The organism is Crossiella sp. NPDC003009, from assembly GCF_053591555.1.
The window spans coordinates 49,105-65,741 of the sequence record NZ_JBSFUA010000027.1 but is presented as its reverse complement, the minus strand read 5'-3'; the positions used below and the strand labels follow the sequence as shown (position 1 = coordinate 65,741).

11 protein-coding genes are annotated in these 16,637 nt (G+C 70.7%); 3 read left to right on the top strand and 8 right to left on the bottom strand.

Going from position 1 to position 16,637, the window contains the following annotated elements; genetic code table 11:
- Nucleotides 1-33: 33 nt before the first annotated feature.
- The 3 genes from ACWDY5_RS25580 to ACWDY5_RS25570 are packed head-to-tail and all read right to left on the bottom strand — an operon-like array spanning nt 34 to nt 3,462.
- Nucleotides 34-792 (bottom strand): succinate dehydrogenase/fumarate reductase iron-sulfur subunit, encoded by a 759-nt coding sequence (locus ACWDY5_RS25580; RefSeq protein WP_449724697.1) that lies wholly within the window; start codon nt 790-792, stop codon nt 34-36.
- Nucleotides 789-2,726 carry a fumarate reductase/succinate dehydrogenase flavoprotein subunit gene (locus tag ACWDY5_RS25575; RefSeq protein ID WP_449724696.1) on the bottom strand — a complete coding sequence of 646 codons (1,938 nt, stop codon included), beginning with the start codon at nt 2,724-2,726 and terminating at the stop codon, nt 789-791. Before ACWDY5_RS25575 ends, ACWDY5_RS25580 begins: the two co-directional genes overlap by 4 nt.
- Before the next feature lies 1 nt (nt 2,727).
- Nucleotides 2,728-3,462 carry a succinate dehydrogenase cytochrome b subunit gene (locus ACWDY5_RS25570; RefSeq protein ID WP_449724695.1) on the bottom strand — a complete coding sequence of 245 codons (735 nt, stop codon included), beginning with the start codon at nt 3,460-3,462 and terminating at the stop codon, nt 2,728-2,730.
- Nucleotides 3,463-3,538: 76 nt separating this feature from the next.
- Here ACWDY5_RS25570 and ACWDY5_RS25565 point away from each other — a divergent pair, with 76 nt between their 5' ends.
- Complete coding sequence (locus tag ACWDY5_RS25565) at nt 3,539-4,465, top strand: LysR family transcriptional regulator (RefSeq protein ID WP_449724694.1); 927 nt, start codon at nt 3,539-3,541, stop codon at nt 4,463-4,465.
- On the opposite strand, the gene ACWDY5_RS25560 is transcribed toward ACWDY5_RS25565, so the two are convergent.
- The 4 genes from ACWDY5_RS25560 to ACWDY5_RS25545 all read right to left on the bottom strand — a co-directional run bounded on the left by ACWDY5_RS25560 (nt 4,462) and on the right by ACWDY5_RS25545 (nt 12,378).
- Nucleotides 4,462-5,487, bottom strand: coding sequence for an alpha/beta hydrolase (locus tag ACWDY5_RS25560; protein ID WP_449724693.1), 1,026 nt, complete (start codon nt 5,485-5,487; stop codon nt 4,462-4,464). The genes ACWDY5_RS25565 and ACWDY5_RS25560 overlap by 4 nt on opposite strands.
- A 55-nt stretch (nt 5,488-5,542) precedes the next feature.
- Nucleotides 5,543-5,971, bottom strand: a complete 429-nt coding sequence (locus ACWDY5_RS25555; protein ID WP_449724692.1) for an STAS domain-containing protein — start codon at nt 5,969-5,971, stop codon at nt 5,543-5,545.
- Between the two features lie 82 nt (nt 5,972-6,053).
- Nucleotides 6,054-7,871 (bottom strand): ATP-binding protein, encoded by a 1,818-nt coding sequence (locus ACWDY5_RS25550; RefSeq protein WP_449724691.1) that lies wholly within the window; start codon nt 7,869-7,871, stop codon nt 6,054-6,056.
- Between the two features lie 97 nt (nt 7,872-7,968).
- Nucleotides 7,969-12,378: a HAMP domain-containing protein gene (locus ACWDY5_RS25545; RefSeq protein WP_449724690.1), complete on the bottom strand. Its 4,410-nt coding sequence runs from the start codon at nt 12,376-12,378 to the stop codon at nt 7,969-7,971.
- Nucleotides 12,379-12,538: 160 nt separating this feature from the next.
- Between ACWDY5_RS25545 and ACWDY5_RS25540 the strand changes: the two genes are divergently transcribed.
- Together ACWDY5_RS25540 and ACWDY5_RS25535 are read left to right on the top strand one after the other, a co-directional pair.
- Nucleotides 12,539-14,149 carry a PP2C family protein-serine/threonine phosphatase gene (locus ACWDY5_RS25540; protein ID WP_449724689.1) on the top strand — a complete coding sequence of 537 codons (1,611 nt, stop codon included), beginning with the start codon at nt 12,539-12,541 and terminating at the stop codon, nt 14,147-14,149.
- Between the two features lie 387 nt (nt 14,150-14,536).
- Nucleotides 14,537-15,493 carry a hypothetical protein gene (locus ACWDY5_RS25535; protein ID WP_449724688.1) on the top strand — a complete coding sequence of 319 codons (957 nt, stop codon included), beginning with the start codon at nt 14,537-14,539 and terminating at the stop codon, nt 15,491-15,493.
- On the opposite strand, the gene ACWDY5_RS25530 is transcribed toward ACWDY5_RS25535, so the two are convergent.
- Nucleotides 15,490-16,416 (bottom strand): metallophosphoesterase family protein, encoded by a 927-nt coding sequence (locus tag ACWDY5_RS25530; RefSeq protein WP_449724687.1) that lies wholly within the window; start codon nt 16,414-16,416, stop codon nt 15,490-15,492. The two genes, ACWDY5_RS25535 and ACWDY5_RS25530, sit on opposite strands and share 4 nt — an antisense overlap.
- Nucleotides 16,417-16,637 lie beyond the last annotated feature (221 nt).

Here is a 16,637-nt window from a genome sequence, read left to right as displayed (position 1 = left end):
GAAGCGGACGTCCGCCGGCCCGGGGCACCGTGATCAGCGCTTGCGGCCCCTGGTCGAGACCGTGGCGTGCAGGTAGTCGGCGTTGAGCCGGGCAATCGTTTCCAGGGGGATTCCCTTGGGGCACACCGTGGTGCACTCGCCGGCGTTGGTGCAGCCGCCGAAGCCCAGGTCGTCGTGGGTGGTGAGCATGTTGATCACGCGGGTGTCGCGTTCCGGCTGGCCCTGGGGCAGCAGGCCGAGATGGGTGACCTTGGCCGCGGTGAACAGCATGCCGGAACCGTTGGGGCAGGCCGCCACGCAGGCGCCGCAGCCGATGCAGGCGGCCGCCTCGAAGGCGGTGTCGGCGTCCGGCTTGGGCACCGGGGTGGCGTGCGCGTCCGGCGCGCTGCCGGTGGGCGCGCTGATGTAGCCACCGGCGGAGATGATCGCGTCGAACGAGCTGCGGTCCACCACCAGGTCCTTGACCACCGGGAACGGCGCGGCCCGCCACGGCTCGATGGTGATCGAGTCACCGTCGTCGAAGTGCCGCATGTGCAGCTGGCAGGCGGTGGTCGCCTTCTCCGGGCCGTGCGCGACGCCGTTGATCATCATGCCGCACATGCCGCAGATGCCCTCGCGGCAGTCGTGGTCGAAGGCCACCGGCTCATCCCCGGCCAGGGTGAGCTTCTCGTTGAGCACGTCGAGCATCTCCAGGAAGGACATGTCCTCGGAGACCTCTTCGAGCTGGTAGCGGACCATCCTGCCCTTGTCCTCGGGCCCGCTCTGGCGCCAGATGTTGAGGGTCAGTCTCACTTGTAGCTCCGCTGGCTGGGGGTGACGTAGTCGAAGGTGAGGTTTTCCTTGTGCAGCACCGGCGCCTGGCCGGACCCGGCGAACTCCCAGGCCGCGACGTAGCTGAAGTGCTCGTCGTCGCGGCGGGCCTCGCCGTCGGGGGTCTGGCTCTCCGCGCGGAAGTGCCCGCCGCAGGACTCGGTGCGGTGCAGCGCGTCCACGCACATCAGCTCGGCCAGCTCGAAGAAGTCGGCCACCCGGCCCGCCTTCTCCAGTGCCTGGTTGAGGCCCTCGCCGGCGCCGGGCACCTTGACCTCCCGCCAGAACTCCGCGCGCAGCTCCGGAATCCGTTCCAGCGCCTTGCGCAGACCCTCCTCGCTGCGCTCCATCCCGCAGTGGTCCCACATCAGGCGACCGAGCTCGCGGTGGAAGTCATCCACTGTTCGCGTCCCGTTCACCGAAAGCAGTTTGTCCACAGTGGACTGAACGGCGGCGGTGGCCTCCTCGACCGCGGGGTGGGCGGGGTCGACGGCCTCGAACGGCCCGTCGGCGAGGTAGTCGCCGATGGTGTTGGGCAGCACGAAGTAGCCGTCGGCCAAGCCCTGCATCAGCGCGCTCGCGCCGAGCCGGTTGGCGCCGTGGTCGGAGAAGTTGGCCTCGCCGATGACGAACAGCCCGGGAATGGTGCTGCGCAGGTCGTAGTCCACCCACAGCCCGCCCATGGTGTAGTGCACGGCCGGGTAGATGCGCATCGGCACCTCGTACGGGTCCTCGCCGGTGATGCGCTGGTACATCTCGAACAGGTTGCCGTAGCTGGCCGAGACCGCGTCCCGGCCGAGACGGCGGATCGCGTCGGCGAAGTCCAGGTACACGCCCAGCCCGCCCGGCCCGACCCCGCGGCCGGCGTCGCAGACGTTCTTGGCGGCCCTGGAGGCGATGTCGCGCGGCACCAGGTTGCCGAAGCTGGGGTAGATCCGCTCCAGGTAGTAGTCCCGCTCGTCCTCGGGGATCTCGTTGGCCGGCCTGGTGTCGCCGGCCAGCTTGGGCACCCACACCCGGCCGTCGTTGCGCAGCGACTCGCTCATCAGGGTCAGCTTGGACTGGTGGTCGCCGCTGACCGGGATGCAGGTCGGGTGGATCTGGGTGTAGCAGGGGTTGGCGAACAGCGCGCCGCGCCGGTGCGCCCGCCAGATCGCGGTGGTGTTGCAGCCCTTGGCGTTGGTGGACAGGTAGAAGGCGTTGCCGTAGCCGCCGGTGGCCAGCACCACCGCGTCGGCGAAGTGCACCGACACCTCGCCGTTGACCAGGTTGCGGGCCACGATGCCGCGGGCCCGGCCGTCCACCACGATGAGGTCCAGCATCTCGGTGCGCGGGTGCATGGTCACCCGCCCGGCGCTGATCTGCCGGGACAGCGCCTGGTAGGCGCCCAGCAGCAGCTGCTGGCCGGTCTGGCCGCGGGCGTAGAAGGTGCGGGCGACCTGCGCGCCGCCGAAGGAGCGGGTGTCCAGCAGCCCGCCGTACTCGCGGGCGAAGGGCACGCCCTGGGCCACGCACTGGTCGATGATCTGGGTGCTGATCTCGGCCAGCCGGTGCACGTTGGACTCCCGCGCCCGGAAGTCCCCGCCCTTGACCGTGTCGTAGAACAGCCGGTGCACGCTGTCGCCGTCGTTGCGGTAGTTCTTGGCCGCGTTGATCCCGCCCTGCGCGGCGATGCTGTGCGCCCGGCGCGGGCTGTCCTGGTAGCAGAAGGAGCTGACCCGGTAGCCCAGCTCGGCCAGGGTGGCCGCGGCCGAGCCGCCGGCCAGGCCGGTGCCGACCACGATCACGCTCAGCTTGCGCTTGTTGGCCGGGTTGACCAGCCGCGCGCCGAAGCGGCGGCGCTCCCAGCGGGTCTCGATCGGCCCGTCCGGCGCCCTGGTGTCGGCGATCGGGTCGCCCTCGACGAAGTAGCTCATGTCAGCTCACCAACCCGGTCAGCACAGCGAAGGGGACGGACAGGTAACCGGCGCAGACCAGCACGGCCACCACCAGCGCGAGGACCTTCAGCCGCGCCTCGGTGCGGGCCCGGCCGCGGCCGAGGCTGCGCAGCGCGCTCCACACCCCGTGCCGCAGGTGGAAGCCCAGGGTCAGCACCGCGACGGTGTAGACCAGCACCACCGGCCAGCGCGCCAGGGTGAAGTCGGCGGTGACGTTGTTGTAGGCCTCGCCGTGCACGCCGTTCGGGTTGGCCCACAGCAGGGTCAGGTCCATCAGGTGGTAGACCACGAACAGCGCGATGATCACCCCGCCCCAGCGCATGGTGCGCGCGGCGTAGCTGCCCTGCACCTTGGGCCGGTGGTGGTAGCGCACCGGCCGGGCCCTGCGGGCGCGGCGGGCCAGCATGGTGGCGGCGATGATGTGCGCGAACACCGCGACCAGCAGGCCGATCCGCATGATCCACAGCAGCCCGCGCTCGGGCACCAGTGGCTCGCCGACGGTGCGCAGGAACCGGGCATAGCTGTCGAAGGACTCGGCGCCGAAGAAGATCTTGAGGTTGCCGAGCATGTGCGCGACGACGAAGCCGAAGAGCAGCAGCCCGGTCACCGCCATGACGGCCTTGAGCAGCACCGAGGAGATCCGTGCCGACCGGCGGGCACGGCCGGTCGGCGTCCGTGGTGGGACGGGGGTGGTGGTCAAGCTGGGAACAGCCATGACCCGACGGTAGGAGCGCCGCGACAAGTCGTCCAATATATGGAACGGCTCGACTCGATAGCCGTACGCTATCGAAGTGAACTTGCAGCAGCTCGCGTACTTCTTGGCGGTCGCCCGCACCCGGCACTTCACGCAGGCCGCGGAAGCGGTGAATGTGGCGCAACCCTCACTCAGCAAGCAGATCAAGGTGCTGGAGGACGAGCTCGGCGCGCCGCTGTTCAGCCGGGCCCGCGGCAACATCGCGCTCACCCCGGCGGGCGAGGCGCTGCTGCCGCTGGCCCGCCGCATCCTGGCCGACGTGGACACCGCGCGCCTGGAGGTGCAGGAGCTGGTCGGCCTGCGCCGCGGCCGGGTCCGCCTGGGCGCCACCCCGAGCATGTGCGTGAGCCTGGTCGCCGAGGTGCTGCGCCGCTTCCGCGACCGCTATCCCGGCATCCGGTTGCAGGTGCAGGAGAGCGGGTCGCAGGACCTGGTGCGCGACCTGACCCGCGGCGAACTGGACCTGGCGCTGGTGATCGTGCCCGGCAGCGGCGCCGAACCCGCGCTGACCACCACCCCGATCCTGCGCGAACCGCTGGTGGTGGCCAGCCCGGCCGGCGCGAAGCCGCCGACCCGCTGGACCCACCTCAAGATCGAGGAGCTGGCCGCCCGCGAACTGGTGATGTTCCGGCCCGGTTACGACCTGCGCGAGGCCACCCTGGCCGCCTGCCGCCGGGCCGGCGTCGAGCCCAGGTTCGCGGTGGAGGGCGGGGAGATGGACGCGGTGCTCCGGTTCGTGGAGACCGGCCTGGGGCTGGCGCTGGTGCCGAGCCTGGTGCTGGCCAACCGGCCGGGGCTGCGGTCCACTCCCCTCGCACCGCCGGGGATTCCGCGCACCATCGCGCTGGCGCACCGCACCGACGTGGCGCTGACCAACGCGGCCGCCGCCTTCCGGGACACGGTGCTGGCCTACGTCAGGGAGGCGGAGTTCCCGCGCGGGGTCGAGGCGCTGCTGGGCGCTTAGCCCACCGAGCCCACCCAGCCCAGTACCGCGGCGTGCAGCAGCGGGGCGTCCGGGTTCAGGTTGACCGAGTGCCCCGCGGTGGGCAGCACGTAGGTGTCCAGCGAGGGGACCAGCGGGTAGTACGCGCTCTCCCGCAGCTTCAGCGCCGGGGTCGTGCACCGCGGGATGAGCAGGCCGCAGAAGTACTTGTCCCGCTCGCCGATGGCCACCAGCACCGGCACCGTCACCAGCGCCGAGTACGGGGACAGGAAACCCAGGCCCAGCCCGTCGGGGGCCTCGGTCGAGGAGACCACGTCCCTGGTCGCCTCGTCCAGGGCGAGCACCTGCGGATCGGTCGGGTCCGGGGCGTGGAAGGCCGCGTCGCGGTGGCCGGGCCTGGTGGTCAGGTAGCCGGGGTCGTGCTGGGCGAACCCGGGGTCCAGGGCCACCGAGTGCAGGTGGGTGGACAGCAGCGTGGCCGTGTTCACCGCGTTGACCACGTGCGAGGCGCCGGTGACCAGCACCGCGTCCACGTCGTGGTAGGTGGCCGCCTCGACGATGGAGATGGCCGAGCCCAGCGAGTGCCCGCCGAGCACCACCTTGCCGAAGGCGGTTCCGCCGACCTGGCCCGCGCGCAGGGCCTGCACCACGTCGTGCACGGCCGCGGCCTGGATCAGCGCGGTGAGCTGGGCGCTCGGCGGCCGGGTGCTCTGCCCGGTGCCCAGCCGGTCCACCGCGAAGGTGGCGTGGCCGGCGGCGGTCATCGCGCGGGCGAAGGAGTAGGTCTCCGGCTGGTACGGGAAGTCCCAGTAGACGGAGTTGTACGTGGCGCCGGGCACCAGCACGAGGACCGTGCTCGGTGCGGGGCCGTCCGGGAGACACAGCGTGCCGTGCATGGTCCCGGTGACGGTCAGCGTGCTCACCGGAACGTCGTGCTGGACGCAGGTGGCTGCCGGATCGGCCGTCGCGACGCCACCAGGCAGGAGCAACGCACCGGCTAACACCCAGGTCAGCGTTGCCGCGACAACGGATCGAGTAGTCATGCCCGATCCGTGAACTACGCCATGGGGCGTAACATTCGTCACATCGGGCGAGCGGTCAGTCGCTGGCCGAGGTCACGTCCGCGTACAGCGCCAGGGTGGCGTCCAGTCCGGTGCTGGTGATCGCCCGTTTCACGATGCCCTCCACGCAGACCACCCGCAGCTCACGCTCCTGCTCCTTGGCCTGCTGGTGCACCTGCACGAGCAGCGCCAGGCCGCTGGAGTCCAGGAAGTCGACCTGGGACAGGTCCACCACCAGACGCCTGCTGCCCGCCACCGCCTCCTCGCGGAGGCAGTCCTCCAGCAGCGGCGCGGTGTACATGTCGACCTCGCCGCTGACCGAGACCACCGCGGTGTCGGCGTCCTGGCTCCGCACTTCCAGGCCGATCAGCTCTTCCGGTTCGCCTTCGGCGTACGGGGGCGCGATCGGCGCGCCACTGCCCGTGGCGTTGGAGCCGTGCGGCTCCACGACGTCCGGCTGCTCCACTCCGCTTCCCCTGTCCCTAACTCGCGCGCGCTGATTGCCACCCTAGACCGCCGCGCCACACCTCGGCAGAAGGCCCTGCTCGTCAACTCGGGGGAATACCGGTCGCGGGGCTGGGTTGGGACTCATCCGGCTGACTGGCCACCACCATCACCTCGGCCACCGCGTGCAGCCCGGTGTTGGCCAGCACGAAGGCCGCCGAGCTGCCCGTGGCGGCGTGCACGTGCAGGCGGCAGCCCGCGGTGCTGGCCTGGTGCGCCAGCTCGAACAGCAAGGTCACCCCGGCGCTGGAGAGGTGCCCGACCTGGGACAGGTCCACCGAGAGCGGCACGGTGCCGCCGCAGGTCAGGTTGGCCAGCTGGCGGCCGAGCACCTCGGCGGCGGCCACGTCCAGCTCGCCGGAGAGCCAGGCGTGCACCCGCTCGCCCACGTAGGCGGTGCGCAGGTCCGCGCCCGAGGGCAGCCGGTTGCCGTCCTGGGGCGGCACGCCGAAGGCCGACAGCAGGCCGTCGTCGTCCTCCTCGGCCACGTCCAGGCCGCGCAGCCGGTGCCGCAGGCAGACCGAGGTGCCGTGCTCGCTGGGGGATACCCGCAGCTCGTCCACGCACTGCCGCATCAGCAGCAGGCCCCGGCCGCGGGAGCCCCGGTCGTGCCTGGGCGCGACCCAGCCGCCGTGGTCGGCGATGTCGACCTGCACGGTGCCGTCGGGGTCCAGGCTGGCCCGGAACTCGACCTGGCCGTCCGCGCCGGGCGGGTAGGCGTGCTCGATCGCGTTGGTCATCGCCTCACCCGAGGTGAGCTGCAGGATCTCCACGTCCTGCTGGCTGGCCCCGGCCGCGGCCAGCCACTCCTGGAACTGCCTGCGCACCGGCCGCAGCTGCTCCGGCCGCGCGGGCACCACCAGGGCCAGCGGGGCCAGCGAGCTGGGCTGCAGCCGGGCGGCCAGCAGCACCGCCTCGTCCCGCAGCTGACCGGGCCCGGCCAGGTCCTCGATGATCGAACGACCGGCCTGCTCCACGGTCAGCCCGGTCTCGGTGAGCCGCTGCCCTGCCGAGCGCAGCAGCAGGTGCGCGTTGCGCTCGGCGTCCGGGCCGGGCAGCCAGAGCAGGCCGTTGGTGTGCAGCAGCACGGTGTCGGCGTCGGTGAGCTGGGCGGTTTGCGCCCGGTAGCCGCCGTCGCCGTAGCCCAGCGGGGCGCCGCCGGTGCGGGCCAGCGCGCGGCTGGTCCCGTTCGCGCCGATCAGCAGCGGCGGCGGGTGGCCGGCGGTGACGTAGTCCAGGCGCAGGCTGCCGGGGTCGAGCACGGCCAGGCTGGCGGTGCTGCCTGCCGCGCCGGCGCTGCGCCCGGCGAAGCGGCCCAGGTTGGCCATCACCTCTTCCACACCCATCCCGGCCAGCAGGTAGGCCAGCAGCGCGCCGCGCAGCCGGGCCATCGCGCCCGCGGTGTCCTCGGTGGCGCCGACGTCGCCGACGGCCAGCGCGATCCGGCCGCCGTCGAGCGGGATGGCCTCGTAGAAGTCGCCTGCCGCGGCGGAGAGGCTGGCGTTGACCCGGTGCACCCCGGCCACCGCCACCCCCGGCACGGTGTGCGCCTCCGGGGCCTCGCCGCCGGCGCGCAGCGCGTCGCTCAGGTCGGCCAGCACGACCAGCACCGCGGAGTCGCCGCCGAGCAGCGGGGTCACCGCGCCGGCGTGCTGTTCCAGGGTGAGCTTGGAGGCCTGCCCGGTGAGCGCGGCCTCGGTGACCGCGGCGCGCAGCTCCGGGCCGCCGAAAGCCGCGGCCCCGTGCGCGCGGGCGGCCGCGTTCGCGCCGAGGGGCTCGTTGCGCAGCCCGTCGACCAGCCAAACCAGCAAGGGGGCCGACTCGAATGCGGCGAGCGCGGTCAGCCCTACGTTCCGGGACACCCCTTCACGAGGGTCGCCCAGTTGCTCTGTCACGTTCAGTGCCCCAAAGGTGGTGCGTGCACGTTCCCCAGTGTCTCCTACCCACTGGGTTCCGATGCTAAGCCTCAATTCCGAGCGGATCGGTGTCCGTGTCGAGGTAGCTGGCGATCAGCCGGATCAGGTGCTCGGTGTCCACCGGCTTGGTCACGTAGTCGGTGGCGCCGGAGGCCAGGCTCTTCTCCCGGTCGCCCTTCATCGCCTTGGCGGTGACCGCGATGATCGGCAGGTCCTCGTAGGCCGACATCTCCCGGATCGCGGCCATGGTCGCGTTGCCGTCCAGCTCCGGCATCATGATGTCCATCAGCACCAGCGCGATGTCGTCGTACTGCTCCAGCGCGCGCACCCCGGCCACCCCGTTGTCGGCGTAGACCACGTGCAGGCCGTGCAGCTCGAGCACGCTGGTCAGCGCGAAGACGTTGCGCAGGTCGTCGTCCACGACCAGCACCTTCTCGCCGTGGAAGCGCACCGGCGTGTCGGCCCCGTCCTCCTGCGGCAGGTGCACCTGCACCGGCAGCGGCGCCCGCTGCGGGGCCGGGGGCTCGGGGTCCTGGCCGCCGACGGCCGCCTGGTCGATCACCGGCTCCAGCGGCGGCTCGTCCCGCACGTCCGGCACGGTGGCCTCGTTCGGCGCCTCCACCGGCAGGATCAGCGTGAACGTCGAGCCGTGACCGGGCGCGCTGCGCACCTGGAGCTCGCCGCCGAGCAGGTCGGTCAGCTCGCGGCTGATGGACAGGCCCAGGCCGGTGCCGCCGTACTTGCGGCTGGTGGTGCCGTCGGCCTGCTGGAACGCCTCGAAGATCACGCCCAGCTTGTCCGCGGCGATGCCGATGCCGGTGTCCTGCACCGCGAAGGCCACCAGCGAGGACTGCCCGCGCAGCGCGGAGCGGCGCACCTCGGCCGGGTCGGCGTTGCGGATCTCCAGCCGGATCCGGCCCTCGTGGGTGAACTTGACCGCGTTGGAGAGCAGGTTGCGCAGGATCTGCTGCAGCCGGTGCTCGTCGGTGTGCAGCACCTCGGGCACCGCGGGGTCGACCAGGACCGCGAAGTCCAGGCCCTTCTCCGTGGACAGCGGGCGGCACAGCGCCTCGACGTAGCGGACCAGCTCGGTGACCGCGACCGCGGCGGGCTGGAGCAGCAGGTGCCCGGCCTCGACCTTGGTCAGGTCCAGGATGTCGTTGATCAGCTGGAGCAGGTCGCTGCCCGCGTCGTGGATGGTGCGGGCGTAGTCGACCTGCTTGTCGGTGAGGTTGTTCTCCAGGTTGTCGGCGAGCAGCTTGGCCAGGATGAGCAGGCTGTTCAGCGGGGTGCGCAGCTCGTGGCTCATGTTGGCCATGAACTCCGACTTGTACTTGGAGGCCAGCGACAGCTGCTGGGCGCGTTCCTCCAGCTCCTGGCGGCCGCGCTCGATCTCGATGTTCTTGATCTCGATGTCGCGGTTCTGGGTGGCCAGCAGGGTGGCCTTCTCGGCCAGCTCGGTGTTGGAGCGCTGGAGCTCTTCCTGCTGGGCCTGGAGCTGCTCGGAGCGGGCCCGCAGCTCCTGGGCCAGCCGCTGGGACTCGGCCAGCAGCGCGTCGGTGCGCGAGTTGGCCAGGATGGTGTTGACGTTGACGCCGATCAGGTCCTTGAGCTGTTCCAGCAGGTCCTGGTGCACGCCGGTGAACTCGCTGACCGAGGCCAGCTCGATCACCCCGAGCGTGCTGCCCTCGAACAGCACCGGCAGCACGGCCACGTTGACCGGCGCGGTGGAACCCAGCCCCGAGCTGATCCGCAGGTAGTCCGGCGGCGCCCCGTTGACCTTGATGGTCTTCTTCTCCACCGCGACCTGGCCGATCAGCGACTCGCCGAGGCCGAACCGCTGCGGCTCGTCGTCGGCGGCCCGGTAGCCGTAGCCCGCGGTCAGCTCCAGCACGGTCTCGCCCTCGTCCAGCTGCTTGGCCAGGAAGAACGCGCCCTGCTGCGCGGAGACCACCGGGGTCAGCTCGCTCATGATCAGCTGCGCCACGGTGGCCAGGTCGCGCTGGCCCTGCATCAGCGAGGTGATCCTGGCCAGGTTGGTCTTGAGCCAGTCCTGGTCCCGGTTGGCCGTGGTGGTGGCCTTCAGGTTGCCGATCATCTGGTTGATGTTGTCCTTCAGATCGGCCATCTCGCCCTCGGCGTCGACGGTGATCTGCCTGGTCAGGTCGCCGGCGGTGACCGCGGTGGCCACCGCGGCGATGGCCCGCACCTGGGTGGTCAGGTTCCCGGCCAGCTGGTTCACGTTCTCGGTGAGCCGCCGCCAGGTCCCGGCCACGCCTTCCACCTGGGCCTGACCACCGAGCTTGCCGTCGGTGCCGACCTCGCGGGCGACTCGGGTGACCTCCGCGGCGAAGGAGGACAGCTGGTCGACCATGGTGTTGACCGTGGTCTTGAGCTCCAGGATCTCCCCGCGCGCGTCCACATCGATCTTCTTGGACAGGTCGCCCTTGGCCACCGCGGTGGTCACGGTGGCGATGTTGCGCACCTGGGCGGTCAGGTTGTCCGCCATGAAGTTGACGTTCTCGGTGAGGTCCTTCCAGGTCCCGGCCACGTTGGGCACGGTGGCCTGCCCGCCGAGGATGCCCTCGGTGCCGACCTCGCGGGCCACCCGGGTGACCTCGTCGGCGAAGGCGCGCAGCGTGTCCACCATGCCGTTGATGGTGGAGGCCAGCGCGGCCACCTCGCCCTTGGCCTCGACCGCGATCTTCTTCGACAGGTCGCCACCGGCCACCGCGGTGGCCACCGTGGCGATCGAGCGGACCTGCACGGTCAGGTTGTCGGCCATCACGTTCACGTTGTCGGTCAGGTTCTTCCAGGTGCCCGCCACCCCGCGGACCTGCGCCTGACCACCCAGCTTGCCGTCGGTGCCGACCTCGCGCGCCACCCGCGTGACCTCGTCGGCGAACGCGGACAACTGGTCCACCATCGTGTTGATGGTGTTCTTCAGCTCCAGGATCTCCCCGCGCGCGTCCACGGTGATCTTCTGGGTGAGGTCGCCCTTGGCCACCGCCGTGGTCACCTCGGCGATCGAACGCACCTGCGAGGTCAGGTTGTTCGCCATGAAGTTCACGTTGTCGGTCAGGTCGCGCCAGGTCCCGGCCACCCCGGCCACCTGCGCCTGACCACCCAGCCGCCCATCCCCGCCGACCTCACGGGCCACCCGCGTGACCTCGTCGGCGAAGGACGACAACTGGTCCACCATCGTGTTCACGGTGTTCTTCAGCTCCTGGATCTCCCCACGAGCATCCACCGTGATCTTCTTGCCCAGGTCGCCCTTGGCCACCGCCGTGGTCACCTCGGCGATCGAACGCACCTGAGAAGTCAGGTTGTTCGCCATGAAGTTCACCGACTCGGTCAGGTCCCGCCAGGTACCGGCCACCCCCGGCACCTGCGCCTGACCACCCAGAATGCCCTCGGTGCCGACCTCGCGCGCGACACGCGTGACCTCGTCGGCGAACGCGGACAACTGGTCCACCATCGTGTTCACGGTGTTCTTCAGGCCGAGCAGCTCGCCGGAGACCTCGACGGTGATCTTGCGGCTCAGGTCGCCGGTGGCCACCGCGGTGGTCACCTCGGCGATGTTGCGCATCTGCGAGGTCAGGTTCTGCGCCATGAAGTTGACGTTCTCGGTCAGGTCCTTCCAGGTTCCGGCCACGCCGGGCACCTGGGCCTGACCGCCGAGGCGGCCCTCGGTGCCGATCTCGCGGGCCACCCTGGTGACCTCCCCGGCGAAGGTGCGCAGGGTGCCGGTCATCGAGTTGAGCGTGTCGGCCAGCGCCGCGACCTCACCCGAGGCGTTGACCGTGATCTGCTGGGTCAGGTCGCCGTTGGCCACCGCCGCGGCCATCTTGGAGATGTCGCGGACCTGGCTGGTCAGGTTGGAGGCCATCAGGTTCACCGAGTCGGTGAGCGCCCGCCACTGGCCTGCGGCTCCCGGCACGTCGGCCTGGCCGCCGAGCTTGCCCTCGGTGCCCACCTCGCGGGCCACCCGGGTGACCTCGGAGGCGAACAGCGAGAGCTGGGTGAGCAGCCCGTTCACCGTGGTCGCCAGGTGCGCGAACTCCCCGCGCAGCGGCCGCCGGTCGGTCTGCTCGGTCATCCGCAGCGACAGGTCGCCCTGGGAGGCCGCGGCCAGCACCCGGCTGAGTTCCTCGGTGGGCTGCATGAGGTCCTCGATCAGGCCGTTGACCTCGTCGATCGCCTGCGCCCAGCCGCCCCGGGGGCCGCCGTCACCGCTGGAGAGCCGCTCGGAGAGGCGGCCTTCCTCGGCCACCGCCTGCCGGACCCGGACCAGTTCCCCGATCACCCACTGCTTGCGCGCGGCGATCTGGTTGAACACCTCGGCGATGCGGGCGGAGGTGCCGTTGCTGCCCGCCACCAGACGTCGACGGAAGTTCCCATCCCGCAGGTCTTCCATCGCATCGAGCAGTCGCTCGAGGAACGGCTCGTCCACGCCGGCCTCCTGGTCCTGTGTCGCTCGCCGTTGGTCATCATCCCCGAGTGCCTAGCCTCCCATGCCGAGCGTTTGCTCACGACCGAGCGGTGCGCGCTCGCCAGGCGCGGCTAGACTGATCACCCGATCCCTGTCCTCCAGCGAACGGGAAGTGCTCGCCGTGAGCTACCCGGAACGCCCGCCCCCGGCGCACGTCCCCAGCGTGGAAACGGGGATGTGGCAGGCGCTGCTGGACGGGGTCGAGGACGCGGTGCTGGTCCACGACGAGCACAACGCCATCCGCCTGCTCAACCACGCGGCCGCCGCCCTGTTCCCCAAGCTCAACGTGGGCGGCTCACTCGAAGACCTGGACATCAGAGCCCTGGGCGCAGGTCAGGCCATGGACACCGAGCTGGTCGAGCTGCAACACGACGGCCGGCGACTGCGCGCCAGACACCGCCGCCTCGGCGAGTCCCTCTACGCCTGGTACATCCAGAACGTCACCGACGAGATCGACCACGTCAACGAGCTGCTCGTCCAGCGCTCCCAGGTCAGCTTCCTGGCCGAGGCCAGCCGCCAGCTGGGCAGCTCCCTGCAACGCGGCCGCACCCTGCGCTCCATCGCCCAGCTCGCGGTCCCCACCCTGGCCGACTCCGCCACGGTCCTCATCCCGGCCAGGCGGGGCCTGTACGAGTGGTGGCGCTGCTCCGCCGCCGCGAGCCCACCCGACCGGGGTCGCGCCGGCCGCCGAGTCCTGCGCACCGTCCCCGGCCTGGCCGAGGCCCTCACCGGCACCCTCACCGAACTGGACCCGGCCCGCCTCCCCGCGGACGCCGCCTGGGCGCTCCCGGACTCCCCAGAAGGCTTCGGCGAGATCCTGCTGGCCCCCATGACCCACGAGAACCGCACCGTCGGCGTCCTGGCCCTGTCCCGCTACAAGGCCAGAGGCGGCTTCCAGCCCGAAGAGCTGGCCCTGATCGAGGACTTCACCACCCGAGCCGCCCTGGCCCTGTCCCAAGCGGCCAGCTACGCCGAACAAGTGGACACCGCGACCACCCTGCAAGCCGAACTCGTCCCCCCGCCCCTGCCCACGGTCCCCGGCGCGGTCCTCTCCGCCTGCTACCGCCCAGCCCGAGAACCCCTCCGCGTGGGCGGCGACTTCTACGAGGTCCACCCCCGCGCCGACGGCAGCGCCATGTTCCTGCTGGGCGACGTCTGCGGAAACGGCGTAGAGGCGGCCGCACTGGCAGGCCGGGTCCGCCACTCCCTGCACGCCCTCCGCCTGGTGGAGTCAGCCCCAGCCCGCCTGCTCCACCTGGTGAACCAAGCGGTCCTCTCCCACGGCGGCAACCGCTTCACCACAATGCTGGTCGGCTCCATGACCCCAGAACCCAGCGGCGAACTGGAACTCATCCTGGGCGGCGGCGGCCACCCCAACCCCATGGTCGTGCGAACCAACGGCACCGTAGACGAAATCGACGTCCCCGGAGCCCTGGTAGGCATCCTCCCCGACGCCAGATTCGGCGAAGCCACGGTAACCCTGGCCCCCAGCGAAGTCTGCGTCCTGTACAGCGACGGCGTAACCGAAGCCAGAGGCGGCAAAACCGGCCGCGAACTCTTCGGCAGCGAAAGACTCCGCGCCGCCCTGCAAGAATTCGCCGGCCTCCCCGCCAGCACCCTCATCCACCGAGTCGAACAACGCATCGACGCCTGGCTGGACGGCCGAGACCACGACGACATCGCCCTGCTGGCAGTCCAAGCAGCCCCAATGACGACAGCGGAGCTGAGCTGACAAGGCCAACGGCAAGACCAACGGCAAGCGAAACATCGCGAAGAGTAAACCGAGCGTTCATTAACAATTAGCGCCGCGGTGGTTGTGTGATTTTGTTTGGGGGGAGGCCATGCCATAAGCTAGCCCAGCGATTGGGCAGGCATTCCAAGCCTGCCCCTTCAGCCCAATCAGGCATGGCCTAGGGGCCCCAAACCAAATCACACAATCCACCGCTCACCAGCGACCGAACGCAAGTAAAACCGGACCAACCAGAGTACCCCGTCGCCACTGGGTAACAAATAAAAACCCCACTGTGGAAAATCACCGACATCCGGCCATTGCCCCATCCCCAGCACCAAAGCACAATGACCGAGCCTGCCGCGCCAACCGCCCCCCTGCGGAGAGGTCATGCCCACCACCCAGGCCACCACCCGCACCACCACAGACCGCGCCACCGAAGCCCGACTGACCGCCGCCCTCCACAACGGCCCCTTCAGCCTCGCCCTCCGCCTGGCAGTCAAATCCAGCGGCCTCAGCCTCGACCGCCTCCAGGCCCGCCTCCACTCCCGAGGCACCCCCGCGAGCAAAACCGCCCTCAGCTACTGGCAACACGGCCACACCCGCCCCGAGCGCCCCGAGTCCCTCCGCGCCGTCACCAGCCTCGAACACATCCTCAACCTCCCCCCGGACTCGCTGACCTCCCTGCTCGGCCCCCGCCGCCCCCGGGGCCGCTGGCTGCGTCACCACGCCGGCGTCCTCCCCGCCGACCGGGCCTGGGCCCGCCCCGACGGCCTGGCCCGCGCCCTGGACCGCCTCGACGCCCGCCCGGAGTCCTTGCACGACCTCAGCCGGGTCGGCACCCACCTCACCGTCTCGGTCGACGACTCCCGCCGCATCGCCGCGATCGCCTACCACCAGCTCCTGCGCGCCGAACGGGACACCGACCGCTACCTGGTCGCCTTCCGCAGCGACCACGCCCACGGCCCGCTCCAGGTCCCGGAGTCCCGCGGCTGCCGGGTGGGCAGGCAGCGCGCCGACGACACCACCGGCTTCCGGGTCCTCGAACTGCTGCTCGACCGCCCCCTGCGCGCGGGCGAGCTGACCGTGCTCGACTACACCGTGCTGCCGGGCGGGTTGCCCGACGCGGAACAGACCATCCGGGTGGGCGAGGCCGTCCGGGACCTCTCCCTCCAGGTGCAGTTCGCGCCGGGCGCCCTCCCTGCCCGGGTCGTGCGCGGCCACCGGCGCTCAGTCAGCGAGCCGGACACCGTGGCCGAGCTCTGGGTCGGCGCGTCCCGCACCGCCCAACTGACCGAGGTCGACCCGGTGCCCGGCATCTACCGGGTCCGCTGGGACTGGGACTAGCCCTTCGCGTGGCAGCTGCCGCTGAAACTGTCCTTGTAGGACTGTCCGCTCACCGGCACGAAGTCTCCCTTGTACCCGGTCCCGGACAGCGTCAGCTTCAGCACGCCGTGCGACTTGGCGTCCTTGGCCTCCACGTTCGGCAGCGTGCGGCTGAAGTCGTAGTTCGACTTGCCACCGGTTCCCACCAGCAGCTGCCGCATGCCGGCCGGATCCGCCTTGCCCTGCGGGTTCTGCGGCGCGAACCGCTGGTAGTTGTGGTCGTGCCCGACCAGCACCAGGTCGGCGTGCGCGTCGTAGAGCGCCTGCCACAGCGGCCTTGCCTGCGTCTCACCGCTGTGCGAGCCCAGGGTGAACAGCGGGTGGTGCCAGTAGGCCGCCACGCACGGCTTGGTGTTGGTGCGCAGCTTCTCCTTCAGCCAGCTCAGCTGCGCCGCGCTGTCGATCTTGCTGAAGTTGCTGTTCAGCGCGAAGAACTTCCACGACCCGATTTCCCAGTCGTAGTAACCCTTCCCGCGCTCACCGGCCCGTCCACTCTGGACACCGACACCGTTGAAGTAGTCGAAGTAACCCGACGCCTTCGACGTGATGTACTCGTGGTTGCCCGCACTCGGGTAGGTGATGGTCTTGAACTTGCCCCAGGTCGGGTCGTACCTGGTGCGGTACTCCGACAGGGTGCCGCTGCTGTAGGCGTTGTCGCCCGCGGTCAGCACCGCCGCGGGGTTGATCTGCCCGACCACCGCGGCGGTAGCCTTGCAGTTGGAGCCGCAGATGTCACCGGCGGCGACCACGGTCACATCCGCCGAGGGGGACTGCGCCGCGACCGGCGCGGCAACGGGTAGAACGGCTTGTGGCGCAGTGGCAAACGCGCCCAGGCCCAGCAACAGGGCGCCACCTAACGCGTAGGCGGCCAGGGGATGGCGCATGAACGTCAGCTCCTCATTCTGATGGTGGGAGGTGCTTTCCCCACCGCACGGTATTGCCCGCTCGCGCACTTTCAACGGGCTGAACACCCACCCCCGCTGTTCTCGGAACACCCACCGCGCCGACCAGCGGGAACCTTTCGGAAACCCGGACTGTTCCGAGAATTGCCCGGCCGCGCGGAACGCGGTTTTCCCAGCTCGCCGAACAAACCCCGGTCACACCG